The sequence below is a fragment of the Amycolatopsis kentuckyensis genome (assembly GCF_041679295.1).
GTDB classification, from domain to species: domain Bacteria; phylum Actinomycetota; class Actinomycetes; order Mycobacteriales; family Pseudonocardiaceae; genus Amycolatopsis; species Amycolatopsis kentuckyensis_A.
Window position 1 is genome coordinate 245,753 of the sequence record NZ_JBGDMD010000006.1, and the last position, 19,377, is coordinate 265,129.

Consider the following 19,377-nt stretch of genomic DNA (forward strand, 5'->3'; position numbering starts at 1 on the left):
GGACGAAGGAGCGGCTGGCCGCGTGCGGGTGATCCCTGGTTGGCTGTGTTCGTGACGGACTACGTCGACGGGTACTGCGAACGCGTCGCGCCCGGGCTCTGGGGTGAGCCGCTCAACGATCTCAGCAACCTCGCCTTCCTCGTGGCCGCCGTGCTCGTGTGGCGGCTGGCCGCGGGGGAGCGGATCGGGCGGTTGCTGGCCGTGCTGATCGGGCTGGTTTTCGTCGCCAGCAGCGTCTTCCACCTGCTTGCGACGCGCTGGGCGGGCGCCGCGGACTCGGCGGCCATCCTCGTCTTCGTGCTGGTGTACGCCGTGGTGTTCGTGCGGGAGTACTGGAGCCGGCGGTGGGCTTGGGTTGCCGCGCCGGGGTTTCTCGCGCTCACCGTGGTCACCGCATTGCTGGGCGGCGGGCTCTACCTCTCGGCCCTCATCGGGCTGGGCGCCTTCGCCGCGGTACTCGCGGTCCAGCGCGACACCCGCTGGACGCACTTCGCCGTCGCCGGCGCGGTTTTCGCGCTCTCGCTGAGCTTGCGCACGCTCGACCGGGACGTCTGCGACTACGTCCCGGCCGGCACGCACTTCCTCTGGCACCTGCTCAACGGCCTGGTGCTCTACCTCGTTTCGCGGGCGGCCATCCGTCCACAGTGGACTTAGTGGACGCCGATGGGCCGCAGGTCCTTGTCGTGCTCGTCGGCGTGGTAGTCCTCGGCGTTGGTGTCGTCGGTGCCGTTGAACACCTTCAGCTGCCGCGCGATCACCGTGACGATCGCCGCGACCACCAGGTTGGCGATCAGCGCCACGAAGCCGACGTAGATCTGGACCTGGGAGCCCGCGAACGGGTGCCAGCCGAAGATCGACATGTTGCCCAGCGCCAGCGCCGACCCGCCGAAGTGGAGCTTGCCGTTGGCCGGGTTGGGGATGCCGTACAGCATGATCAGGCCCCAGCCGATGCCGACGACCCAGCCCGCGATCAGGCCCCAGCGGTGGAACCAGCGCGTGTACAGCGCGAGCGCCACGGCCGGCAGCGTCTGCAGGATCAGCACGCCGCCGATGAGCTGGAGGTCGATCGAAAACTGCGGGTCGATCAGGATGATCACGGCCACCGCGCCCAGCTTCACGACCAGCGAAGCCAGCTTCGCCTGCTTCGCCTCTTCCGCTGGGGTCGCGTTCTTGCGGATGTACTCCTTGTAGATGTTGCGGGTCCACAGGTTGGCCGCGGCGATCGACATGATCGCGGCGGGCACCAGCGCGCCGATGCCGATCGCGGCGAACGCGATGCCGGCGAACCACGACGAGAACTGGCTGTCGAACAGCACCGGGACGATCGTGTTGCCGTCCGCCTTGCCGGTCGCCGCGTTCGTCAGCGGTTTGACGCCGGCGGTGATCGCCACGTACCCGAGCAGCGCCAGCAGGCCCAGCACCAGCGAGTACGCCGGCAGCGCGACCATGTTCCGCTTGATCACGTTGCGGCCGCGCGAAGCCAGCACGCTGGTCAGCGAGTGCGGGTACAGGAACAGCGCGAGCGCCGAACCCAGTGCCAGCGTCGCGTACTGCAGCTGGTTGTTGGCCGTCAGCAGGATCGACCCGGCCGGCTTGCCGGTGGCCGGGCTCGGCGTGCCGAGCTTCTTCGCCGCCGCGTCGAAGATGTGCGCCCAGCCGCCCAGCTTCGAGGGCAGGTAGATGATCGCCACCAGGATCACGATGTAGATCAGGATGTCCTTGACGAACGCGATCAGCGCGGGCGCCCGCAGGCCGGACTGGTAGGTGTAGAAGGCCAGGATCACAAACGCGACCAGCAGCGGCAGGTGCCCGACGATGCCGGAGCCGTTGATGCCCATCGTCCGCAGCACGGCTTCGAGGCCGACCAGCTGCAGCGCGATGTACGGCATGGTCGCGACGATGCCGGTGATCGCCACCAGCAGCGCCAGGATCGGCGAGCCGAAGCGGCCACGCACGAAGTCGGCCGGGGTCACGTAACCGCGGACCCGCGAGACCGACCACATCCGCAGCGCCGGGAGCAGCACGATCGGGTAGACGACGATCGTGTACGGCAGCGCGTACAGGCCGAGCGCGCCGGCGCTGAACACCAGCGCGGGCACCGCGACGAACGTGTACGCCGTGTAGAGGTCACCGCCGAGCAGGAACCACGTGATCCACGAGCCGAACTTGCGGCCGCCGAGGCCCCATTCGTCCAGGTGGTCCAGCGTGCTGCCGCGCTGCCAGCGCGACGCCATGAAGCCGAGGACGGTGACCAGCGCGAACAGGATCGTGAAGATGATCAGCTCGGGCCACTGCAGGTTGCTCATCGAGCGTCCCCCTCGTCCAGGTCCTCGACGCTCAGCTTGTCCGGCGCGTCAGCGGTCGGCTTGTCCCGCGTCATCAGGTAGACGATCCAGGTGCTCAGCACCCCGACCGCCACCATCAGGAACTGGAACCAGTAGAAGAACGGCATCCCGAACAGCCGTGGACCGTCCATGTTGAACAGTGGCGTGACCAGGACCAGCAGCGGGACGATCAGGAGCAGGTTCCACGGGCTGAACCGCAACCCGCGCACCTTTCCGTCGTGTTTCACCGTTGACATCGACCTCACCTAACACTCCCGTAACCGACCGCCTGACCTTAGAACCTGGGTGACAGGGAGTCACGTCTGTCCGATATCGATTTGATCGCCGCGATCCGCGCGGTGCCCGACCAACGTCGGTTGCCCCGCCCGCACCCGGCCTATAGGAATAGCCGGACTCGCACGCGAAAACCCGATAAGGGGCAACCGTATGACACGACTCCGCTACGCGGTGGTGATCCCGGCGATCGCCGGCACCCTGCTGGCCGGGTTCACCCCTGCGTTCGCAGGCCAGGATGCCGCGGCCGGCAAGCAGCCGCTGAACTCCACGAACATCCCGGCCCAGTACGCGAACCAGAAGCTGGACTGGCACAAGTGCGCCGTCCCCTCCGAGCTGCCGACGGCCCCGCCCGCGGGCGCCGAGGACATGGAGTGCGCGACCTACAAGACGCCGCGCAACTGGTACCAGGCGAACGCCCAGATCGACCTGACCATCGCGGTCAGCCGGCTGAAGGCGACCAAGGACGCGACGGCCAGCGTCGTCACCAACCCGGGCGGCCCGGGGGCGCCCGGGCGCAACTTCCCGGCCCGCCTGCGCAACCAGCCCAAGCTGCGCGAGCACCAGGAGATCGTCGGGTTCGACCCGCGCGGCACCGGCAAGAGCACGAACATCACGTGCGGTGGCGCCATCGGCACCGGCTCGGACCTGGACCCGCGTGACCGCAGCAAGCAGAACCTGAACCTGATCCTGCAGGCGACGAAGTACGCGGCGCTGTCCTGCCAGCAGAAGTCCGGCGAGCTCGGCCCGCTGATCAACACCGACCAGACGGTCAAGGACATCGACCTGCTGCGCGTGCTCCTGGGCCGCGACAAGATCAACTGGGTCGGCTACTCGGCGGGCACGTGGATGGGCGCGCACTACGCGCAGGCCTACCCGACGCGCACCGGCCGGTTCGTCCTCGACTCCTCGACGGAGTTCACCACGACCTGGCAGAAGTCGTTCGACTGGCAGCCGCTCGGCTTCGAGCGCCGCTTCCGGCAGGACTTCCTCCCGTGGGTGGCGAAGTACGACAAGCTCTACCACTTCGGCACCACCGGCGAGGCCGCCCGCCAGACGTACGAGCAGGTCCGCTACGCCCTGACCCAGGGCGCGGTCACCCTGCCCGACGGCTCGACCGTGTCGGCCAACGGGCTGGACTCGTTCATCGCGTCGAACATCTACTCGAAGCGGTCCTTCCCGGGTCTGGCCGACTACCTGGTCAGCGTCCGCACGCTGACCCAGGGCACCGCGTCCGCGCAGGCCAAGACGTCGGCCGCGCAGAAGGTCAAGGCCGCCGACAAGAGCAACGAGACCTCCGGCGCGCAGCCGCTGATGGTCCCGACCGACGGCGACGCCTACGACGCCTCGTTCTGGACGATCCCGTGCAACGAGGGTCCGTGGACCGGCTCGACCCAGAGCGCCATCAAGCAGTCGCAGAAGCTGATCGACCAGCAGCTGCCCCTGCTCGGCGCGGGCTGGTTCATCCAGCCGTGCCTGTTCTGGAAGAAGCCGCCGTCCCCGCTGCCGGTGCTCAACGGCAAGGGCGTCCCGCCGGTGCTGATCGTCGAGTCGGAGCACGACCCGGCGACGCCGATCGAGGGCGCGCGGCGCGCGCACAAGGCGTTCGAGAACTCGCGGATGCTGACGATCACCGGTGAGGGTGACCACGGCATCTACGCCGGCGGCAACGCGGGTGTGGACAAGGTCGTGGAGGCCTACCTGGTCGACGGCGTCGTGCCGAACGACCAGAGCCTGCCCGGCATGCCACTTCCGGTGCCCGCGGGCGCCTGAGGGCACTAGATGTGGTGGGGCCCCGCCGATCTCCGGATCGGCGGGGCCTTTTCCACACCTGTGCACAGAGTTGTCCACCACCTGTGGACAACTCTGGTATTAGTATTGGCCCCATGGTGCGGGTACCGCTTACGGACGAAGAGCGCGAACGGGGCGAACGCCTCGGCCAAGCGCTACGAGCGGCGCGGGCCGGCCGGAGCATGGTCGACGTCGCCGCGGAGGCCGGGATCTCGGTCGAGACGCTCCGCAAGATCGAGACGGGACGGATCCCGACCCCCGCGTTCTTCACGGTCACGGCCATCGCGGACGCCGTGGGCCTGCCGCTGGACGAGCTGCGCGCGGCCGTCGCGGAGACGGCGTCCCCACCGCTTTCCCAGGCGAGCTGACCACTGCACATGAGCTGGCACCTCACCGAGGACATCGACGACTTCCTGGCCCGGACCGACGACTTCCTACGCTCGCGTCCCGCGCTGCACACCTCGCCGCTGACCCGGCTCGAGAAGCTGCGGAAGCAGGAGGAAGAGGGCACGCTCTTCGGCCGTCTGGAGCAGGACGGCGAGGTCCGCGCGATCTGCTACTGCCGCTCTGAGCAACGCCTGATCCTCACCGAAGTCGACCCCGCCCAAGCCGACGCCCTCGCCGCGGAACTGGCCGGCCGTCCGTTGTGCGGAGTGACCGCGCCGGACGATTCGGCCGCCGCGTTCGCCGAGGCGTGGCAGCGGCGCACCGACGCCGCGCCGATACCCGGGGTGCGGGTCCGCCTCCACCGGCTCGGCATCCTCGTCCCGCCGGAGCCGATGCCGGACGGCCAGGCCTCGGACGCGCCGGACCGCGCGGAAATCATCCGCTGGTGCAGCGAGTTCGCCACCGCCGTCGGGCAGGCACCCTTCGCCGACGAGCAGTCCTGGGCCGCCTCGAACTTCGCCGACAAGCAGTTCACGTTCTGGGCGACCGACGCGCCGGTCGCCATGGCCGGCGCCACCGCGATGGTGGCCGGCATGGTCCGGGTCGACCCCGTCTACACGCCGGCCCGGTTCCGCGGCCGGGGTTACGCGGGCGCCGTGACCTTCGCGGTGAGCCAGGCCGCGCTGGCGGCGGGCGCGACGGACGTCGTCCTCTACACCGATCCCGCCAACGTCACCAGCAACGCCCTGTACCGGCGCCTCGGCTACGTCCCGATCGCCGCGTTCACCGGGTACGACTTCGGCTAGACCGGGCGGAGCTGGTTCAGGATGTGCTCGCGGTCGTTGAGGAACGCGCACGCCGGGACCGGCAGGTCGTAGCTGTTCAGCAGCCGCTCGAAGTCGGAGAACTCGTCCGTCGAGAAGCCGAAGCCGACCTTGACCGCGTGGGCCGCCAGGACGTCGGCCAGCTCTTCCCACTCGCCGGACCACAGCAGCGTCCGGTAGTGCGTGTAGTCCTCCGGGGACAGGCGGTCGGCCAGCTGGGTCAGGACGCTGTCGCCGAAGAAGCTGATCCGGTTCTCCTTGAGGTCGGCCACCGTCGGGTTCGCCGGGTCGCGGGCCGCGTCCGGGTTGCGGACCACGCCGGGGCCCGCCACCGGGTACGCCGTGTGGACGTGGCCGTTCTCCTCGACCAGCACGATCAGGTGCACGTTGTAGCGCTCGCCGGCACAGCGCCAGCGGCCGTTCGGCTGCCGCCGCCGGGCTTCGCTCGGGTCGTTCGCGACGTCCTTGACCACCGAGATGATGTGCTCGTCGCTCCAGCCGGGCGGGAACTCACTGGTCGCCCGCCGCCCGACGCCCGGTGCGTGTCCGCCGCCCACCGCTGCTCCCTTCGACGGAACGAGCGTAGGTCAAACGGCGGCCGACAGCACCACGATGCCGAGCACGAGCAGGTCGGGACCGCGGAACAACTGCCGGGCCAGGTTGGCGGGCATCGGCCCCATCGGGGTGTCCACGAAACCCGGATTCGCGTAGTCAACCGCGGTGCGCGTGACCGTGCGCAGGATCGACAGCACCGCCAGCGGCACGGCGAGCCAAGCGCCCGCACCGAACGACGTCCCACCCGCGAGGGTGACCACGGCGAGCGCGCCCGCCCAGAGCAGGCCGACGCCGGCGAGCACGACGCCGTGCGCCAGGACGAGGTCGCGGTTCGACGACCCGAGCCAGCGACGGCGGCCCGGGTTGCGCCACAGCTCGCCGAGCCCGGCGCCGAACGGCGTCAGCGCGACGTACGCGCCGACGCCCACCAGGACCGCGCCCGGCAGGGTCGGCAACGCGATGTGCGCGACGACCACCGCGAAGCCGACCAGCACCGCCGCCCCGGCGTACCGCGACCGGCCGAGCGTGCCCGCCACCGCCAGCCGCGGCGGGGTCGGGCGCCGCACCGAAAGCCCGATCGGCGCGGACGGCGGGAGCAGCATCATCGGGTCGAGGAAGGTGACGGCGACCGAGCGCAGCACCCGGCCGTCCCACCCGGCGAGCAGCGCGGACCGGCCCGCGCGCGAGACCGGTTCGCCGCCGAAGGCCAGCGGCAGCGCCGCGACCAGCACGCCCGCCGCGACGACTTCGACGGTCACCGGGCCGAGGCCGAAGGCGGTGATCGCCAGCCCGACGACCGCGAGCGCCAGCGGGCCGGCCGCGTCGAACCGCAACGACGTCCGCCGCGCGCTCACGAACGCGACCACCGCGGTCGCGGCCACGACGGCGACGCCCGCGCGCCACTGGTCCAGCCCGGCGCCGCCGACGGCGAGCATCAGCGCGGCCAGGTAACCGGTCACCGCGACGACGCCGGTCCAGGCGCCGAGCAGCCGCAGCGTGACGACGCGGCCGCGGTCCACCGGCGCGAAGTCGAGCCAGGTCAGCTCGGCCGGTTCGACCCACGCGAACCCGCGGCGCAGCAGGCCGCGCCAGCCCACCGCGCAGCAGAGCGTCAGGAGGCCGAGCACGGCCGGGAAGTCCACGTGGGCCGAGCCGTAGACGGCCTGGCGCCACGCGTCGACGTGGAAGAACGCGGTGAACAGGAACCCGAAGGCGAAGAGGAAGAGGAACGACGCCGAGTCGCCGCTGAAGATCCCGCCGAACCGCTTGCGGCCCGGGATCCGCATCCGCCGCGGCGTCAGGGTCACCACAGTTCGAGCGTGCTGTCGGCGGCTTCCAGCAGCGGCGGGTGGTGCGTGGCCACCACGACCGCCGCGCCGGCCGCCGTCGACCGGGCGATCAGCTCGACCAGCCATTCCTTGCCCTCGACGTCGAGGGCTCGCTCGGGCTCGTCGAGCAGCAGGAGCTTGTGCGGCCGCGCGGTGACGCCGAGCAGGAGCAGCCGACGACGCTGCCCCGCGGAGAAGTGCCCGGACGTGACGCGCATGCGGTCACCCAGCCCCGCGTCGCGCAGCAGTTCCTCGTGGTCGCCGAGGTCGGCGCCGAACGAGCCGGACAGCAGCTCGAGGTGCTGCACCGGCGTCAGCTCGGCGAAGAAGTCGGAGTCGTCGAACAGCACCGAGACCTTGCGGCGGAACTCGACGTCCCGTTCGTCCGGCGCCTTGCCGTCGACGAGCACGCGGCCCCGCTGCGGCTTCTGCATGCCGTAGAAGCAGCGCATCAAGGTCGACTTGCCGACCCCGTTCGGCCCGACGATCGCGGCGCACTCGCCGGGGTCGACGGAGAAGTCCAGGTCGTCGAACAGCCACAGTTCGCCGGCCCGGACCCCGATGCCCCGCGCGTCGATCATCGGAGGTGCTCGAGCACCGGGGCGAACTCGTCGAAGAACATCTCGAGGATGGTGAAGTAGGTGAACCCCCACCGCTCCCGGTGCGCGCGGATCTGGTCGGCGATCTGGGCCGGCGTACCGACGAGCGCGATCGGCAGCTCGCCGATCTGCTCGGCGGTCATCCCGCCCGGGACGAGCTGCTCGAGCTCGGCCAGGCCGGCCGCGCGGTCGTTTGTGACCTTCACGAACTGGCAGAGCAGGTTGAACTCCACTTCGGACGCTCGCCCGCCGAGCTTCGCCCGGACGAAATCCACCCGCTCGTCGACGTCCTCGGGCGGGGCCGCCGCGATCGGCGCGCCGTCCGGCGTCTTCGCCGTGCCGGTGAACCCGATGATGTCGGCGTGCTCGACGGCCAGGCCGAGCACGCGGTCGCCGCGGCCGCCGAGCAGCAGCGGCGGCCCTTGGGGACGAACGGGCGACGGCTTGTGCTCGGGGTCGGCGTAGAGCCGCTTCAGCTCGAGGATGGTGCGTTCGAGGTGGTCGACGCGCTCGCCGGCGGACGGGAACGGCATGCCGGCCGCTTCGAACTCGGCTTTGACGTACCCGGCGCCGAGCCCCAGCTCCAGCCGGCCGTCGGTGAACTGGTCGGTGCCCGTGACGTCGCGGGCGAGCAGCACCGGGTTGTAGAAGGGCGCGTTGAGCACGAAGGTGTTCAGCTGGACGCGGGACGTGGCCTCGCCGGCGAGCACCAGCGACGGGAAGGGCGTGGCCATGCCGAGGTGGTCGGCGACGGACAGCACGTCGTAGCCGAGGTCCTCGACCTTGCGGCACTTGTCGACCCACGCGGCGCGGCTGTCCGGAACCACCATGTTGACGCCGAAGCGGAAATCCCCAGTCATGATCCCCAAAATACTCACCGGAGTTTTTCGATCACCGGCGCCAGCCGCGTGAGGTCTTCTTCGATCACCGTGAAGTAGCTGACGCCGAGCGTCTCGCGGGTGCGCAGCAGCTGCTCGGCCGCCGCCCCGGCCGACCCGATGACGACGGTGGGCAGCTCACCGAGCTCGTCGGCGCCGAGGTGCGGTACGAGCCGGCGCGCCGTTTCGAGCGCCGACCGCCGGTCGTCGGTGACGCGGATGAAGTGGATCAGCAGGTTGAGCTCGGCGTCGCGGCCGCCGAGCGCCCGGTTCGCGAATTCGATGCGCTCGGCGAGCGCATCGGGACCGGCCAACGCCAGCCGCCCTTCGGCCGCGCCGGGCGCGGTGCCGGTGAAGGCGATGGTGTCGGCGTGCTCCGCCGCGAACGTCAGCATCCGGTCGCCGCGGCCGCCGAGCAGCAGCGGCGGGCGGGGGCGGCCTTCGTAGGCGCGCTCGAGTTCGGTGACCGCGCGGACGAGCCGCTCGAACCGCTGCCCGGCCGTGCCCCACTCGATGCCGGTGGCCTCGAACTCCCCGCGGGCGTAACCGGCGCCAATACCGACTTCGAGGCGGCCGCCGGTGAACTCGTCGAGCCCGCCGAGGTCGCGGGCCAGCAGCACCGGGTTGTGGAAGCTCGCGTTGAGCACGTACGTGTTGAGCCGGACCCGTTCGGTGGCTTCCGCGGCGAGCAGCAGGGCGGGCACCGGAGCGACCCGCCCTAGGTGGTCGACCACGCCGACGACGTCGTACCCGAGGTCTTCGGCCTGCCGGCACTTCGCCACCCACTCGGCGCGCGAACCGGGCGCCACGAGCGCCACCCCGAAGCGAAACGGTTTCATGGCCGCGAAACTACCGGGAAAAGGTAGAAGGGGACGCCTCCCGGATGCGGCCGGGAGGCGTCCCCTTCTGTCTCAGGGAACTCAGGCGAGGCGCTGGGCCAACGCGTCGAGCTCGTCACGCAGCGACGTCGGAACCCGGTCGCCGATCTTCTCGAACCACTCCTCGATCAGCGGCAGCTCCTCGCGCCACTCCTCGGGCTTGACGTCCAGGGCGGCCTGGATGTCCTCGATCGGCTCGGTCAGGCCCTCGGTGTCGAGGTCCTCGGCGCGCGGCACGAAGCCGACCGGCGTCTCGACGGCGTTGCCCTTGCCCTCGACGCGCTCGATGACCCACTTGAGGATCCGCGAGTTCTCGCCGAAGCCCGGCCACAGGAAGCGGCCGTCGTCGCCGCGGCGGAACCAGTTGACGTAGAAGATCTTCGGCAGCTTGTTCGCGTCGGCGTTCTTGCCCAGGTTCAGCCAGTGCTTGAAGTAGTCACCGGCGTGGTAGCCGAGGAACGGCAGCATCGCCATCGGGTCGCGGCGGACGTTGCCGACCGCGCCGGCCGCCGCGGCGGTGGTCTCCGACGACATCGTGGCGCCCATGAAGACGCCGTGCTGCCAGTCGCGGGCCTCGTTGACCAGCGGGACCGTCGTCTTGCGGCGGCCGCCGAACAGGATCGCCGAGATCGGCACGCCCTTCGGGTCGTCCCACTCCGGCGCGAGGATCGGGCACTGCGACATCGGCGTGCAGTAGCGCGAGTTCGGGTGGGCGGCCTTCTCGTCGGAGTCCGGCGTCCAGTCCTGGTGCTTCCACGAGGTGGCGTGCTCGGGCTTGTTCTCCATGCCCTCCCACCAGATGTCGCCGTCGTCGGTCAGGGCGACGTTCGTGAAGACCGTGTTGCCCTTCTCGATCGTGCGCATGGCGTTCGGGTTGGTGTGCCAGTCGGTGCCCGGCGCGACGCCGAAGAAGCCGAACTCGGGGTTGACCGCGTACAGGCGGCCGTCCTCGCCGAAGCGCATCCAGGCGATGTCGTCACCGAGGGTCTCGGCACGCCAGCCCGGGATGGTCGGCTGCAGCATGGCGAGGTTGGTCTTGCCGCAGGCGCTCGGGAACGCGGCCGCGACGTAGTGGACCTTGTCCTCGGGCGAGATCAGCTTGAGGATCAGCATGTGCTCGGCGAGCCAGCCCTCGTCGCGGGCCATCACCGAAGCGATGCGCAGCGAGTAGCACTTCTTGCCCAGCAGGGAGTTGCCGCCGTAACCCGAGCCGTAGCTCCAGATCGCGCGCTCCTCCGGGAAGTGCGAAATGTACTTCGTTTCGTTGCAGGGCCAGGAAACGTCCTTCTGCCCCGGCTCGAGCGGCGCACCCACGGAGTGGAGGGCGGGCACGAATTCACGCTCGGTGCCATCCGGCGCGACGAACTTGTCGAGGGCCGCCTTGCCCGCGCGCGTCATCACGCGCATGGAGGCGACAACGTAGGCGAAATCGGTGATTTCGATACCCAGCTTGGGGTTCTCGTCACCGAGCGGGCCCATGCAGAAGGGGATGACGTACATCGTGCGGCCGCGCATCGAGCCCCGGAAGAGCTCGGTCATGGTGGCCTTCATCTCGGCCGGGTCCATCCAGTTGTTCGTCGGCCCGGCGTCCTCGGGGCGCTCCGAACAGATGAAGGTGCGGTCCTCGACGCGGGCGACGTCGTTCGGGTCGGAAGTGGCCCAGAAGGAGTTGGGCTTCGACTTGAGCTGCACGAACGTCCCGGCCTCGACCAGCTCCTGGTTGATCCGGGCGGCTTCTTCGTCGGACCCGTCGACCCACACCACGCGGTCCGGGGTGGTCAGCTCGGCGACCTCCCGGACGAAGGACAGCACGCCAGTGTGCGTCGTCGGCGCGGTGTCCAGTCCGGGGATGGCGACTGCGGTCATCTCTACTCCTGACTTCCGACGACAAAAGAGCCCACACCGGAACGACGCTGTTCCGGCGCGGGCCACATTGCCGACGACCGAATGGCTTCGCACACCGGCTGGCGAACCGGTGTGCGGTGATTTGGGATTCTTCGAGAGTAGCCGCATGACCGGCAGGTAACCGATAGCTGACGTGTACGTTCTCTCACAAGAACGATAAGGGAATCGATTCAGACGTCACCGGATCGGTGCATTCGCAGTAAATCTTCCGGTGACCGCGATCACGCCCGTGACCTGGTCGTTTTCATTTGCGACATGAAGAAAGCCCGGCGCTCGCGCACCGGGCTTTCAAACTGTGACCTGGGTTACTTTTCAGTTGGGGGAGATCCACTGCCCCGTGCCGGAGTCGATGCGCGCGACGCCCTCCAGCGTCTGCGTGCCGGCGCCGCCCCATTCGGCGTCGGCCGCCGGGTCGCCCTCGCTGCCGGAGTCCATCAGTCCACTGGAGACCTCGGTCCACTGGCCGGGTCCGCTGTGCTCGAACGTCGTGGTCGTGCCGTCCGCGTCGGTCTGCACGGCGATGTCCGCTTCGCCGTCGCCGTCCTTGTCGGTGAAGGCGATCGTGCCGCCGCTCTTCGTCTCGACGATGGCGGTGTCGTTGTGGCCGTCGTGGTCGGTGTCGATCGTCGCGGCACCCGCGTCGACCTCGCCGTCCGGCATGTCCGCGTGGATGTGGCCGCCGGAGCTGTCGTCGTGACCGCTCGTGCCGGAGTCGTCGTGGCCGCCCCCGGAGGCCTCGACCCACTCGCCGCTGGCCTCGTCGTAGACGGCCTGCTCGACGACCTTGCCGTTCTCGTCCAGCACCGCGTACTGGTCGGCCTCACCGTCGTGGTTCGTGTCGATGAAGGCCTGGGCCGTGCCGTCGTCGTGCTCGACGATCGCGGTGTCGTTGACGCCGTCCTCGTTCACGTCGTAGTTGACCTCGGCCTGGTACTCCTGGCCGTCGACGTGGACGGTCATCGCCTCGGTGCCGCTGGCATCGGTGTCGCTGCCGCCGCTCTCGTCGACCCACATGGGAACTGCCCCCTTAGAACCGGGTAACGCCGTCTCTGACCTGCTGTCGGAGGGTATGACTCACCGTAGGCCCGTTCGGTTCCGCTCCACAACCGGACGGGTGCTCAGGCCGTCTTGTCCCGCAGTGCCCGGATCCTGGTGAGGAAGGCTTCGGCGCGGTCGCGGCCTTCGGAAACCTCTTTGAGCCGCTTCGACACGATGGCGATCTTCTTGGCGCGTTCCTGGGCGCCCATCTTGATCGTCTTGTCGACTTCCTTCAGCTCGGCCTCGATCGCGTCGATGCGCCGGCCGAGGGCCTCGTCCAGCGCCATCGACAGCTGCTGTTCGGCCTCGATGAGCTGTTCGGCGACGAGCTGGTCGAGCGTCGAACGGGCGTCCGCGATGGCCTCGACCAGCCACTGCTTCATGTGCTGCTTGTCGGCCGCGTGCTTGCGGGTGCGGGCCATCCACCAGCCGGCGCCGAGGCCGATGATGATCGTCGCCGGCAGCACCACCGGGTTGAGGATCGCTACGCCGGCCAGCGGCAACGCGGCCACCTTGCCGGCCCCGACGCCGCCGGAGATGCCCATGAAGACGAGCAGCTTGTCCTCGGCCGTCGGCGGCTTCTTGTCCGGCGGCCGCAGCACCACCGGCGGGCCGCCGGCCCGGGCGAACTGCGCGCGGATGACGTCGAGCTCCTCGGGGGAGAACAGCTCCGAGAGCGAGACGTTGGTGACCTGGTTCAGGCGTTGCGAGAGCAACATCGAGATGCGCTGCGACGTCGTCTGCAGCGCGATGTCGACCTGCTGCGGCAACGCGGCCAGCTCGTCGCGCTTGGCGGCGTCGATCAGCTGGCGGAAGTGGGTCTGGGCGTCCCGCATCTGCCGGGCGCTCTCGTGCCCGACCTCGACGCGGGTGCGCTGCACCTCGCCGCGCAGCTTCAGCTGCCAGCCGCGGGTCGACGTCCGGCGCTCGGCCTGCAACTGGTCACGGCGTTCGCGCAGCTGCTCGGCCTCGGCCTCGCCCGCGGACAGCGCCCGGCTCTCGGCCTGCAGCTTCGCCTTCAGCTCGCCGAGCGCGCTGGACAGCGCACGCAGCGTGTTCGCCTCGCCGAGCATGGCCGAGCGGCCGACCAGGAGCTCCTGCAGCGCGGTCTGCACCGCGGCGACGCCGGACTTCTCCCGCAGCATCGCGGCCATCTGCTCGTTCGGCGCCTTCGAGGCCGTCTCGAACATCCGCGCCGACACCGGGTGGAACACGGCGTCGGCGAAGCGGGGGGCGTGCTCGCGCAGCAGCTGCTTGTCCGCCTCCATGACCTCGCGCCAGCCGCGGAACATGTCCACCTTGGTCAGCGCGAACACGACGGTCTCGACGCGCTCGCCGACGTCGCGCAGGAACTGCAGCTCGGTCGAGGTGAACGGCGCCGAGGCGTCGACGACGAACAGCAGCGCGGTCGCGCCCGCGGCGGCTTCCTTGGCGAGCTCGCCGTGCAGCGAGTCGAGCCCGCCGACGCCCGGCGTGTCGACCAGCGAAAGCCGTTCCAGCAGCGGGACCGGCCCGGTGACCTCGACGTACCGCGGCGGGAGCTGGCCGGGCGGCAGCTCGTGCGCGGCGGACACCCAGTTGATCAGCTGGCCGAGGTCGATCGGGACCGACGCGAGCTGGCCGGGGTAGCAGGCCTGCGCGCCCCACGCGTCGGCGTGGTCGAACACGAGGTAGGTGGCGGTGGCGACGTCGGCGTCCACAGGAGACAGTCCCGGCATCGCGAGCAGCGCGTTGACCAGCGAACTCTTCCCGCGGTTCGTCTCGCCGACGACCACCACGGCCGGCTTCTTCGGCCGGGCCTTGCGGACCTCGTCCACCCACTTCGCGGCGTCCGGGTCGGCGTCGCGGACGACGGTCAGCAGCTGGTCGCGGGCCGCCTGGACCTGCGCGGGCAGGCTCGGCGCGGTCGGTGCGCTCACGGGGTCTTCTTCGCGTAGACGGTGACGATCGGGGCGCGCAGCAGCCGGTCGTGGTCGGCGAAGCCGGTGACCTCGGTTTCGGCGACGACGCCGTCGAGAGCGGGGTCGTCGGTCGGGACCGCGCCGCCGGCCTCGTGGCGGGCCGGGTCGAACCGTTCGCCGTCGGGCCGCAGGGCCTGGACGCCGATCGCGGCGAGCCCTTCTTCCAGGCGTTCGACGACGCCGCCACTGCGGGCGCGGTCCAGGGCGTACAGGCACATCTGGATCAGTGCCTGGCGATCCGCGAGGGCCCGTTCGAGATCGCTCACCTGCTGCAAGGGGTGCACATCGGTGTCCGACGCGGCGGACCCGCGGTCGGTTCCGTCCTTGCGAAACCACGCCATGCGGACAGTCTGGCGGATTCTGCCGCCGGCCGGGAGCGGAACCCGATCAGACGAGCTGGTCGATCACCTCGCGGAGCACGGCTTCGAGGCCGGGGCCGTCCTCGGCGAGCCGGGAGCTGACGAGCAGCTGGTCCTCGGCCGTGCGCAGCCAGATCGACCCGGCGACGGAGATCTCGATGACGTTCAGCCGGAACGGGTACGCGCGCCGGCCCAGCCGGACCTCGGCCTCGCGCACGAGCTGGCCGAGCCGTTCGCCGGCCACGATCTGGCGCCGGTAGAAGCCGGGGGCCCACGGCGTGCCGCCGGACGGCTCGCCCGCGCCGCGCAGGGCGGGCCCGCGCGCGTTGGCGAAGTGGCGGGCCGCGGCCGGCCCGAAGAACTCGAGCGCCTGGCGCATCGCCGAGCCCTGCGCGAGCGCGGGCCTGCCGTAGCGGGAGCGCGGGCTGCGCGGGTCCGGGTCCTCGCGGTTGCGCAGGAAGGCCAGCAGGTCGACCCACCAGTCGGCCCACTGCGCCTGGACGGCCGCGCGGTCGATCTCGCGGGGGACGTGCACCGGGACCTGCGGCTCCACGGGCGGCAGCACCTGTCCTTCGGAAACGGACAGCGCGAGGGCGTCACGGATGTACAGCGCGACGTCGATCTCGTTCTCGCTGCTCCAGCCCGCTCGCCACGATGTCGTGTTTTCTAGGCGCACGCCTCAACAGTACGCGGGAAAAGGGCGCTGACCGGCGAAGTCGGCAAGCAGAAACAAACTCAGGCTTCGCGGACCTGTTGCCAGATCAAGAAGTACGCCCGGTGCACCACGTGCGCGACGCGGCTCTGCGCGGGCGTCGCGCCGAAGGACGCGAAGGACCGCCACCAGCCGGCGCGCTCGAGCGCGTGCGCGGCGAGGTCCGGCCGGGGTGCGCCGGGCTTGCCGAGCTGGGCCCCGATGTCGGCGTTGCTGCCGACGCGCAGGACCTCTTCCGACAGGTCTTCCGGCATGTCGACCGCGCCGGAAGCGACCAGCGTCAGCGCTTCGAGCAGCCGCAGCTGGTGGGCTTCGGGCTTGGCGAGCAGCACCTCGATGGCGTCGTGGACGCGCTGGCGTTCACCGGGATCGCCGGAAGCGTGCGCGAGCGCGGTGACCGACGCGAGCGCGGCGGCCGCCTTGATGCCGTCGGCGCGGGCGGCGAACACGATCGACAACCGCTGCCGCACCGCTTCGAGGCCGGACGCGTCGAGCAGCGAACGCCGCAGCGCGCCCGCCGTGATCTCCGGTTCCTTGCGGATGGCCTCGACGGCGTGGGAGATGCCGAACAGGTCGAGCTTCTCCAGCAGCCGCAGCCGGGTGCCCGACGGGACGTCGCACTCCCAGGTGGTGAAGATGTCGGCCGAGATCAGCATGGTCTGCAGGATGTCGTCGTCGAGGTCGGCGAGCTGCCGCAGCGCCTCGGCGTCGGCGGAGGTGAACCCGCCCGACTCGGCGGACTCGGCGATCAGCCCGATCACCGGCAGCACGTCGGCCACGCGCGGCTTCAGCGTGCTCGCCTGCTTCTCGGCGAGGATCGTCGCGGCTTTCCAGACGTCACCGTCCGCGCCGTCGACCGACTCCGGTGCGATGGTGTCGGCCTTGTTCAGCACGGCGATGGCGTTGACCGGGCCCGCCTCGCGGCTCGCGGTGGCCGCGGTGAAGGCGGCGAGGGCCTGCTGGTCGTCGGCGCGGACGCCCTGCGTAACAACGTAGAGGACGGCTTCGGCGCCCGCGACGGCGTTGCGCGAGGTGTCGTCCAGCTCGTCGGAGCCTTCGTCGTCCTTGGCGTGCTTCGCGGCGCCCAGCAGCTGCTCGGTCCGCGACACCGAAGCGGCGTCGAGCGAGCCGAGGCCGGGAGTGTCGATCACCGTCATGCCCTGCAGGACGGCGTTGGTCAGGTACGCCTCGATGTGCGACACCTTTTCGATGTCGACGCCCAGCTCGGCCGGGATCATCCCGTCGGCGGCGAAGGGGAGCACCTGCTTGCGGCCGTCGGTGAAGACGATCTCGACCCGGTCGACCGTGCCGTACTGGAACCGGGTCACCAGCCGCGTGCACTCGCCGATGTCGGTCGGCGCGACCCGGCGCCCGATCAGGGCGTTGACCAGCGTCGACTTGCCCGACTTGATCCGCCCGGCGACGGCCACCTGCAGCGGCGCGCCGAGCCGGCGCAGCACTTCGGCGAAGCCGGCCGCGGTGCGCGCGGAGACCTGCGACTGCAGGCGGTGGCACAGGTTGGCCACCGACATCGACAGCGGTCCCGCGAGCCGGCCCTGCTCCGGTGACGTCACGGCCCCCAGTCCTCCCCGGTCGTACGGACAACCCCGTGAATCGTGCCATGTCCCTCATCCGCAGGTCGCACCGAAGGTGGTACCGCCGACCGACGCGCCGTCCCCGGGCCGCGACCTAGTGTTGTGTGGTGCGACGGCTGAGTCTCTGGATGCGTGCCCACCCCATGGCGGGCGACACGGTGCTCGCCATCCTGCTGGGCCTGGTCGACTTACTGCTGTTCGTCGCCGACGGCTTCGCCGAATTCGCCGAAATGCCGCCCTGGTACATCGCCGTGCCGGTGAACCTCGCCATGGTGGCGCCGCTGGTGTTCCGGCGGAAGTCGCCGCTGTGGTCGGCCTACGTCGTGCTGGTGATCGGCGTTGTGCACGGCACGCTCGAGCTCGGCATCTCCAGCGTCGCCGCCCTGGCGATGAGCATCTACTCGGTCGTCGTCTACGCGGGGCGGCGGCAGGGGCTGGTGTACGTCGGTGCCGTCGTCGCCGGGTCGGCCGTGCAGCTGGCGCTGGAGCCGCTCGACGACGAGCTCGTCATCGCGATCCTGTTCCTCGCGTTCGGCATCGCGCTGTGCTGGACGCTCGGCGAGTTCGTCGGCGCCCGGCGCGCCTACGACGTGGAAGTGGAGGCCAGGTTGCACCTGCTCGAGACCGAACGGGACCAGGCCACCCGGATCGCGGTGGCCGAGGAGCGCGGGCGGATCGCGCGCGAGCTGCACGACGTCGTCGCGCACGCGGTGAGCGTCATGGTGGTGCAGGCCGACGGCGCGTCCTACGCGATCGAAAGCAACCCCGAGCTCGCCCAACGGGCCCTGCAAACGATTTCCGAGACCGGCCGCGGCGCGCTCGGCGAGCTGCGGCGCCTGCTCGACGTGCTCCGCAGCGACGACGCCGACGGCGAACCCCGCGTGCCGCAGCCGGACGCGCACGCCATCGCCGACCTGGCCGAGCGGATGCGCACCGCCGGCGTCCCGGTCGAGCTGGCGGCCGACGACCTCGGCGACCTGCCCGCCGGCGTCTCGCTCGGGATCTACCGGATCGTGCAGGAGTCGCTGACGAACACGCTCAAGCACGCCGGGCGCGGCGCGACGGCGTCGGTGCGGGTGCACCGGACCGGCGACCTGGTGGAGGTGCTGGTCTCCGACGACGGCGCCGGCCGCGTCCCGCAGCTGGCCGGTGCTTCTCAGCGGCTGCCGGGCGGCAACGGCTTGATCGGGATGCGCGAACGCGCGCACGTGTACGGCGGGACGCTCGACGTGGGCCCCGCTCCGGGTGGTGGGTGGCAGGTCCGCGCGGAGCTGCCGGTTAGGTTGGACAAGTGATCCGGGTGGTGGTCGTCGACGACCAGGAACTGATGCGCGTCGGGTTCCGGATGGTGCTGGGCGCACAGGCCGACATCGACGTCGTCGGCGAGGCGGGCGACGGCGCGCAGGCCATCAAGCTGGCCGAGGAACTACGCCCCGACGTCGTGCTGATGGACGTCCGGATGCCGGTGCTCGACGGCGTCGAAGCGACCAAGCGGATCGTCGCGGCCGGCACCGCGCGCGTGCTCGTGATGACGACGTTCGACCTCGACGAGTACGTCTACGCGGCGCTGCAGGGCGGGGCGAGCGGGTTCCTGCTCAAGGACACCCAGCCCGGCCACCTCGTTTCGGCACTGCGGGCGGTGGCTTCGGGCGACGCGGTGGTGTCGCCGTCGGTGACCCGCCGGCTGCTCGACCGCTTCGTCGGCGCCGGCGGCGCGCCGATGCGCGACACCGCGGAGCTGGACGTGCTGACCGACCGCGAGCGCGAGGTGCTCGTGCTGATCGCCAAGGGCATGTCGAACCTGGAGATCGCCGAGGCGCTGTTCCTCTCGGAGGCGACGGTGAAGACGCACGTCGGGCGGATCCTGGCGAAGCTGGAGCTGCGGGACCGGGTGCAGGCCGTGGTCCTGGCCTACGAAACCGGTCTCGCCCGCCCCGGCCTCGCCTGAC

Annotated in this window: 19 protein-coding genes; 6 read left to right on the forward strand and 13 right to left on the reverse strand. The window is 70.6% G+C overall.

Annotated features, from left to right (window positions below; all coding sequences use genetic code 11):
- Positions 1-51 precede the first annotated feature (51 nt).
- Positions 52-654 (forward strand): hypothetical protein, encoded by a 603-nt coding sequence (locus ACERZO_RS26370; RefSeq protein WP_372667449.1) that lies wholly within the window; start codon positions 52-54, stop codon positions 652-654.
- Here ACERZO_RS26370 and mctP read toward each other — a convergent pair.
- Both mctP and ACERZO_RS26380 read right to left on the reverse strand, forming a co-directional pair.
- Complete coding sequence (gene mctP / locus ACERZO_RS26375) at positions 651-2,306, reverse strand: monocarboxylate uptake permease MctP (protein WP_372667450.1); 1,656 nt, start codon at positions 2,304-2,306, stop codon at positions 651-653. The two genes, ACERZO_RS26370 and mctP, sit on opposite strands and share 4 nt — an antisense overlap.
- On the reverse strand, positions 2,303-2,581 hold the full coding sequence (locus ACERZO_RS26380; RefSeq protein ID WP_372667451.1) for a DUF3311 domain-containing protein: 279 nt from the start codon (positions 2,579-2,581) through the stop codon (positions 2,303-2,305). Before ACERZO_RS26380 ends, mctP begins: the two co-directional genes overlap by 4 nt.
- Before the next feature lie 190 nt (positions 2,582-2,771).
- On the opposite strand from ACERZO_RS26380, the gene ACERZO_RS26385 reads away from it, so the two are divergent.
- From ACERZO_RS26385 to ACERZO_RS26395, 3 genes are all read left to right on the forward strand, one after another.
- A complete protein-coding gene (locus ACERZO_RS26385) occupies positions 2,772-4,391 on the forward strand; it encodes an alpha/beta hydrolase (RefSeq protein ID WP_372667452.1) in 1,620 nt (539 codons plus the stop codon).
- A 113-nt stretch (positions 4,392-4,504) separates the two neighbouring features.
- Entirely contained in the window at positions 4,505-4,777 is a 273-nt protein-coding gene (locus ACERZO_RS26390) for a helix-turn-helix domain-containing protein (RefSeq protein WP_372667453.1), read from the forward strand.
- Between the two features lie 9 nt (positions 4,778-4,786).
- On the forward strand, positions 4,787-5,602 hold the full coding sequence (locus tag ACERZO_RS26395) for a GNAT family N-acetyltransferase (RefSeq protein WP_372667454.1): 816 nt from the start codon (positions 4,787-4,789) through the stop codon (positions 5,600-5,602).
- Here the strand turns inward: ACERZO_RS26395 and ACERZO_RS26400 are convergent.
- The 11 genes from ACERZO_RS26400 to ACERZO_RS26450 form a co-directional block, all read right to left on the reverse strand.
- On the reverse strand, positions 5,599-6,177 hold the full coding sequence (locus ACERZO_RS26400) for an EndoU domain-containing protein (RefSeq protein WP_372667455.1): 579 nt from the start codon (positions 6,175-6,177) through the stop codon (positions 5,599-5,601). The genes ACERZO_RS26395 and ACERZO_RS26400 overlap by 4 nt on opposite strands.
- A gap of 30 nt (positions 6,178-6,207) precedes the next feature.
- Positions 6,208-7,485 carry a hypothetical protein gene (locus ACERZO_RS26405; RefSeq protein ID WP_372667456.1) on the reverse strand — a complete coding sequence of 426 codons (1,278 nt, stop codon included), beginning with the start codon at positions 7,483-7,485 and terminating at the stop codon, positions 6,208-6,210.
- Positions 7,479-8,084: an ABC transporter ATP-binding protein gene (locus ACERZO_RS26410; protein ID WP_372667457.1), complete on the reverse strand. Its 606-nt coding sequence runs from the start codon at positions 8,082-8,084 to the stop codon at positions 7,479-7,481. The genes ACERZO_RS26405 and ACERZO_RS26410 overlap by 7 nt, the downstream gene beginning before the upstream one ends.
- A complete protein-coding gene (locus ACERZO_RS26415) occupies positions 8,081-8,962 on the reverse strand; it encodes an LLM class F420-dependent oxidoreductase (RefSeq protein WP_372667458.1) in 882 nt (293 codons plus the stop codon). Before ACERZO_RS26415 ends, ACERZO_RS26410 begins: the two co-directional genes overlap by 4 nt.
- Positions 8,963-8,976: 14 nt before the next feature.
- Complete coding sequence (locus ACERZO_RS26420; protein WP_372667459.1) at positions 8,977-9,819, reverse strand: TIGR03621 family F420-dependent LLM class oxidoreductase; 843 nt, start codon at positions 9,817-9,819, stop codon at positions 8,977-8,979.
- A gap of 81 nt (positions 9,820-9,900) precedes the next feature.
- The gene (locus ACERZO_RS26425; RefSeq protein WP_372667460.1) at positions 9,901-11,724 is read right to left on the reverse strand and encodes a phosphoenolpyruvate carboxykinase (GTP); all 1,824 of its coding nucleotides are present in this window, start codon (positions 11,722-11,724) and stop codon (positions 9,901-9,903) included.
- 351 nt (positions 11,725-12,075) lie between these two features.
- Positions 12,076-12,777, reverse strand: a complete 702-nt coding sequence (locus tag ACERZO_RS26430; protein ID WP_372667461.1) for a hypothetical protein — start codon at positions 12,775-12,777, stop codon at positions 12,076-12,078.
- A gap of 104 nt (positions 12,778-12,881) precedes the next feature.
- Positions 12,882-14,720: a dynamin family protein gene (locus ACERZO_RS26435; RefSeq protein ID WP_372667462.1), complete on the reverse strand. Its 1,839-nt coding sequence runs from the start codon at positions 14,718-14,720 to the stop codon at positions 12,882-12,884.
- Complete coding sequence (locus ACERZO_RS26440) at positions 14,717-15,103, reverse strand: nucleotide exchange factor GrpE (protein WP_372667463.1); 387 nt, start codon at positions 15,101-15,103, stop codon at positions 14,717-14,719. The genes ACERZO_RS26435 and ACERZO_RS26440 overlap by 4 nt, the downstream gene beginning before the upstream one ends.
- Positions 15,104-15,149: 46 nt before the next feature.
- Positions 15,150-15,797, reverse strand: coding sequence for a hypothetical protein (locus ACERZO_RS26445; protein WP_372667464.1), 648 nt, complete (start codon positions 15,795-15,797; stop codon positions 15,150-15,152).
- Between the two features lie 59 nt (positions 15,798-15,856).
- A complete protein-coding gene (locus tag ACERZO_RS26450; protein ID WP_372667890.1) occupies positions 15,857-17,365 on the reverse strand; it encodes a dynamin family protein in 1,509 nt (502 codons plus the stop codon).
- A gap of 191 nt (positions 17,366-17,556) precedes the next feature.
- Between ACERZO_RS26450 and ACERZO_RS26455 the strand changes: the two genes are divergently transcribed.
- Together ACERZO_RS26455 and ACERZO_RS26460 are read left to right on the forward strand one after the other, a co-directional pair.
- Entirely contained in the window at positions 17,557-18,723 is a 1,167-nt protein-coding gene (locus ACERZO_RS26455; RefSeq protein ID WP_444843236.1) for a sensor histidine kinase, read from the forward strand.
- Positions 18,720-19,376, forward strand: a complete 657-nt coding sequence (locus ACERZO_RS26460) for a response regulator (protein WP_372667465.1) — start codon at positions 18,720-18,722, stop codon at positions 19,374-19,376. Before ACERZO_RS26455 ends, ACERZO_RS26460 begins: the two co-directional genes overlap by 4 nt.
- Position 19,377 lies beyond the last annotated feature (1 nt).

Excerpts from the sequence above, each read along its gene's own strand:
- ACERZO_RS26410 (WP_372667457.1), bottom strand. The coding sequence starts at position 8,084 with ATGATCGACGCGCGGGGCATCGGGGTCCGGGCCGGCGAACTGTGGCTG.
- ACERZO_RS26395 (WP_372667454.1), top strand. The coding sequence starts at position 4,787 with ATGAGCTGGCACCTCACCGAGGACATCGACGACTTCCTGGCCCGGACC.
- ACERZO_RS26450 (WP_372667890.1), bottom strand. The coding sequence starts at position 17,365 with ATGTCGGTGGCCAACCTGTGCCACCGCCTGCAGTCGCAGGTCTCCGCG.
- ACERZO_RS26425 (WP_372667460.1), bottom strand. The coding sequence starts at position 11,724 with ATGACCGCAGTCGCCATCCCCGGACTGGACACCGCGCCGACGACGCAC.
- ACERZO_RS26440 (WP_372667463.1), bottom strand. The coding sequence starts at position 15,103 with ATGGCGTGGTTTCGCAAGGACGGAACCGACCGCGGGTCCGCCGCGTCG.
- ACERZO_RS26455 (WP_444843236.1), top strand. The coding sequence starts at position 17,557 with ATGCGTGCCCACCCCATGGCGGGCGACACGGTGCTCGCCATCCTGCTG.
- ACERZO_RS26430 (WP_372667461.1), bottom strand. The coding sequence starts at position 12,777 with ATGTGGGTCGACGAGAGCGGCGGCAGCGACACCGATGCCAGCGGCACC.
- ACERZO_RS26385 (WP_372667452.1), top strand. The coding sequence starts at position 2,772 with ATGACACGACTCCGCTACGCGGTGGTGATCCCGGCGATCGCCGGCACC.
- ACERZO_RS26390 (WP_372667453.1), top strand. The coding sequence starts at position 4,505 with ATGGTGCGGGTACCGCTTACGGACGAAGAGCGCGAACGGGGCGAACGC.
- ACERZO_RS26415 (WP_372667458.1), bottom strand. The coding sequence starts at position 8,962 with ATGACTGGGGATTTCCGCTTCGGCGTCAACATGGTGGTTCCGGACAGC.
- ACERZO_RS26380 (WP_372667451.1), bottom strand. The coding sequence starts at position 2,581 with ATGTCAACGGTGAAACACGACGGAAAGGTGCGCGGGTTGCGGTTCAGC.
- ACERZO_RS26420 (WP_372667459.1), bottom strand. The coding sequence starts at position 9,819 with ATGAAACCGTTTCGCTTCGGGGTGGCGCTCGTGGCGCCCGGTTCGCGC.
- mctP (WP_372667450.1), bottom strand. The coding sequence starts at position 2,306 with ATGAGCAACCTGCAGTGGCCCGAGCTGATCATCTTCACGATCCTGTTC.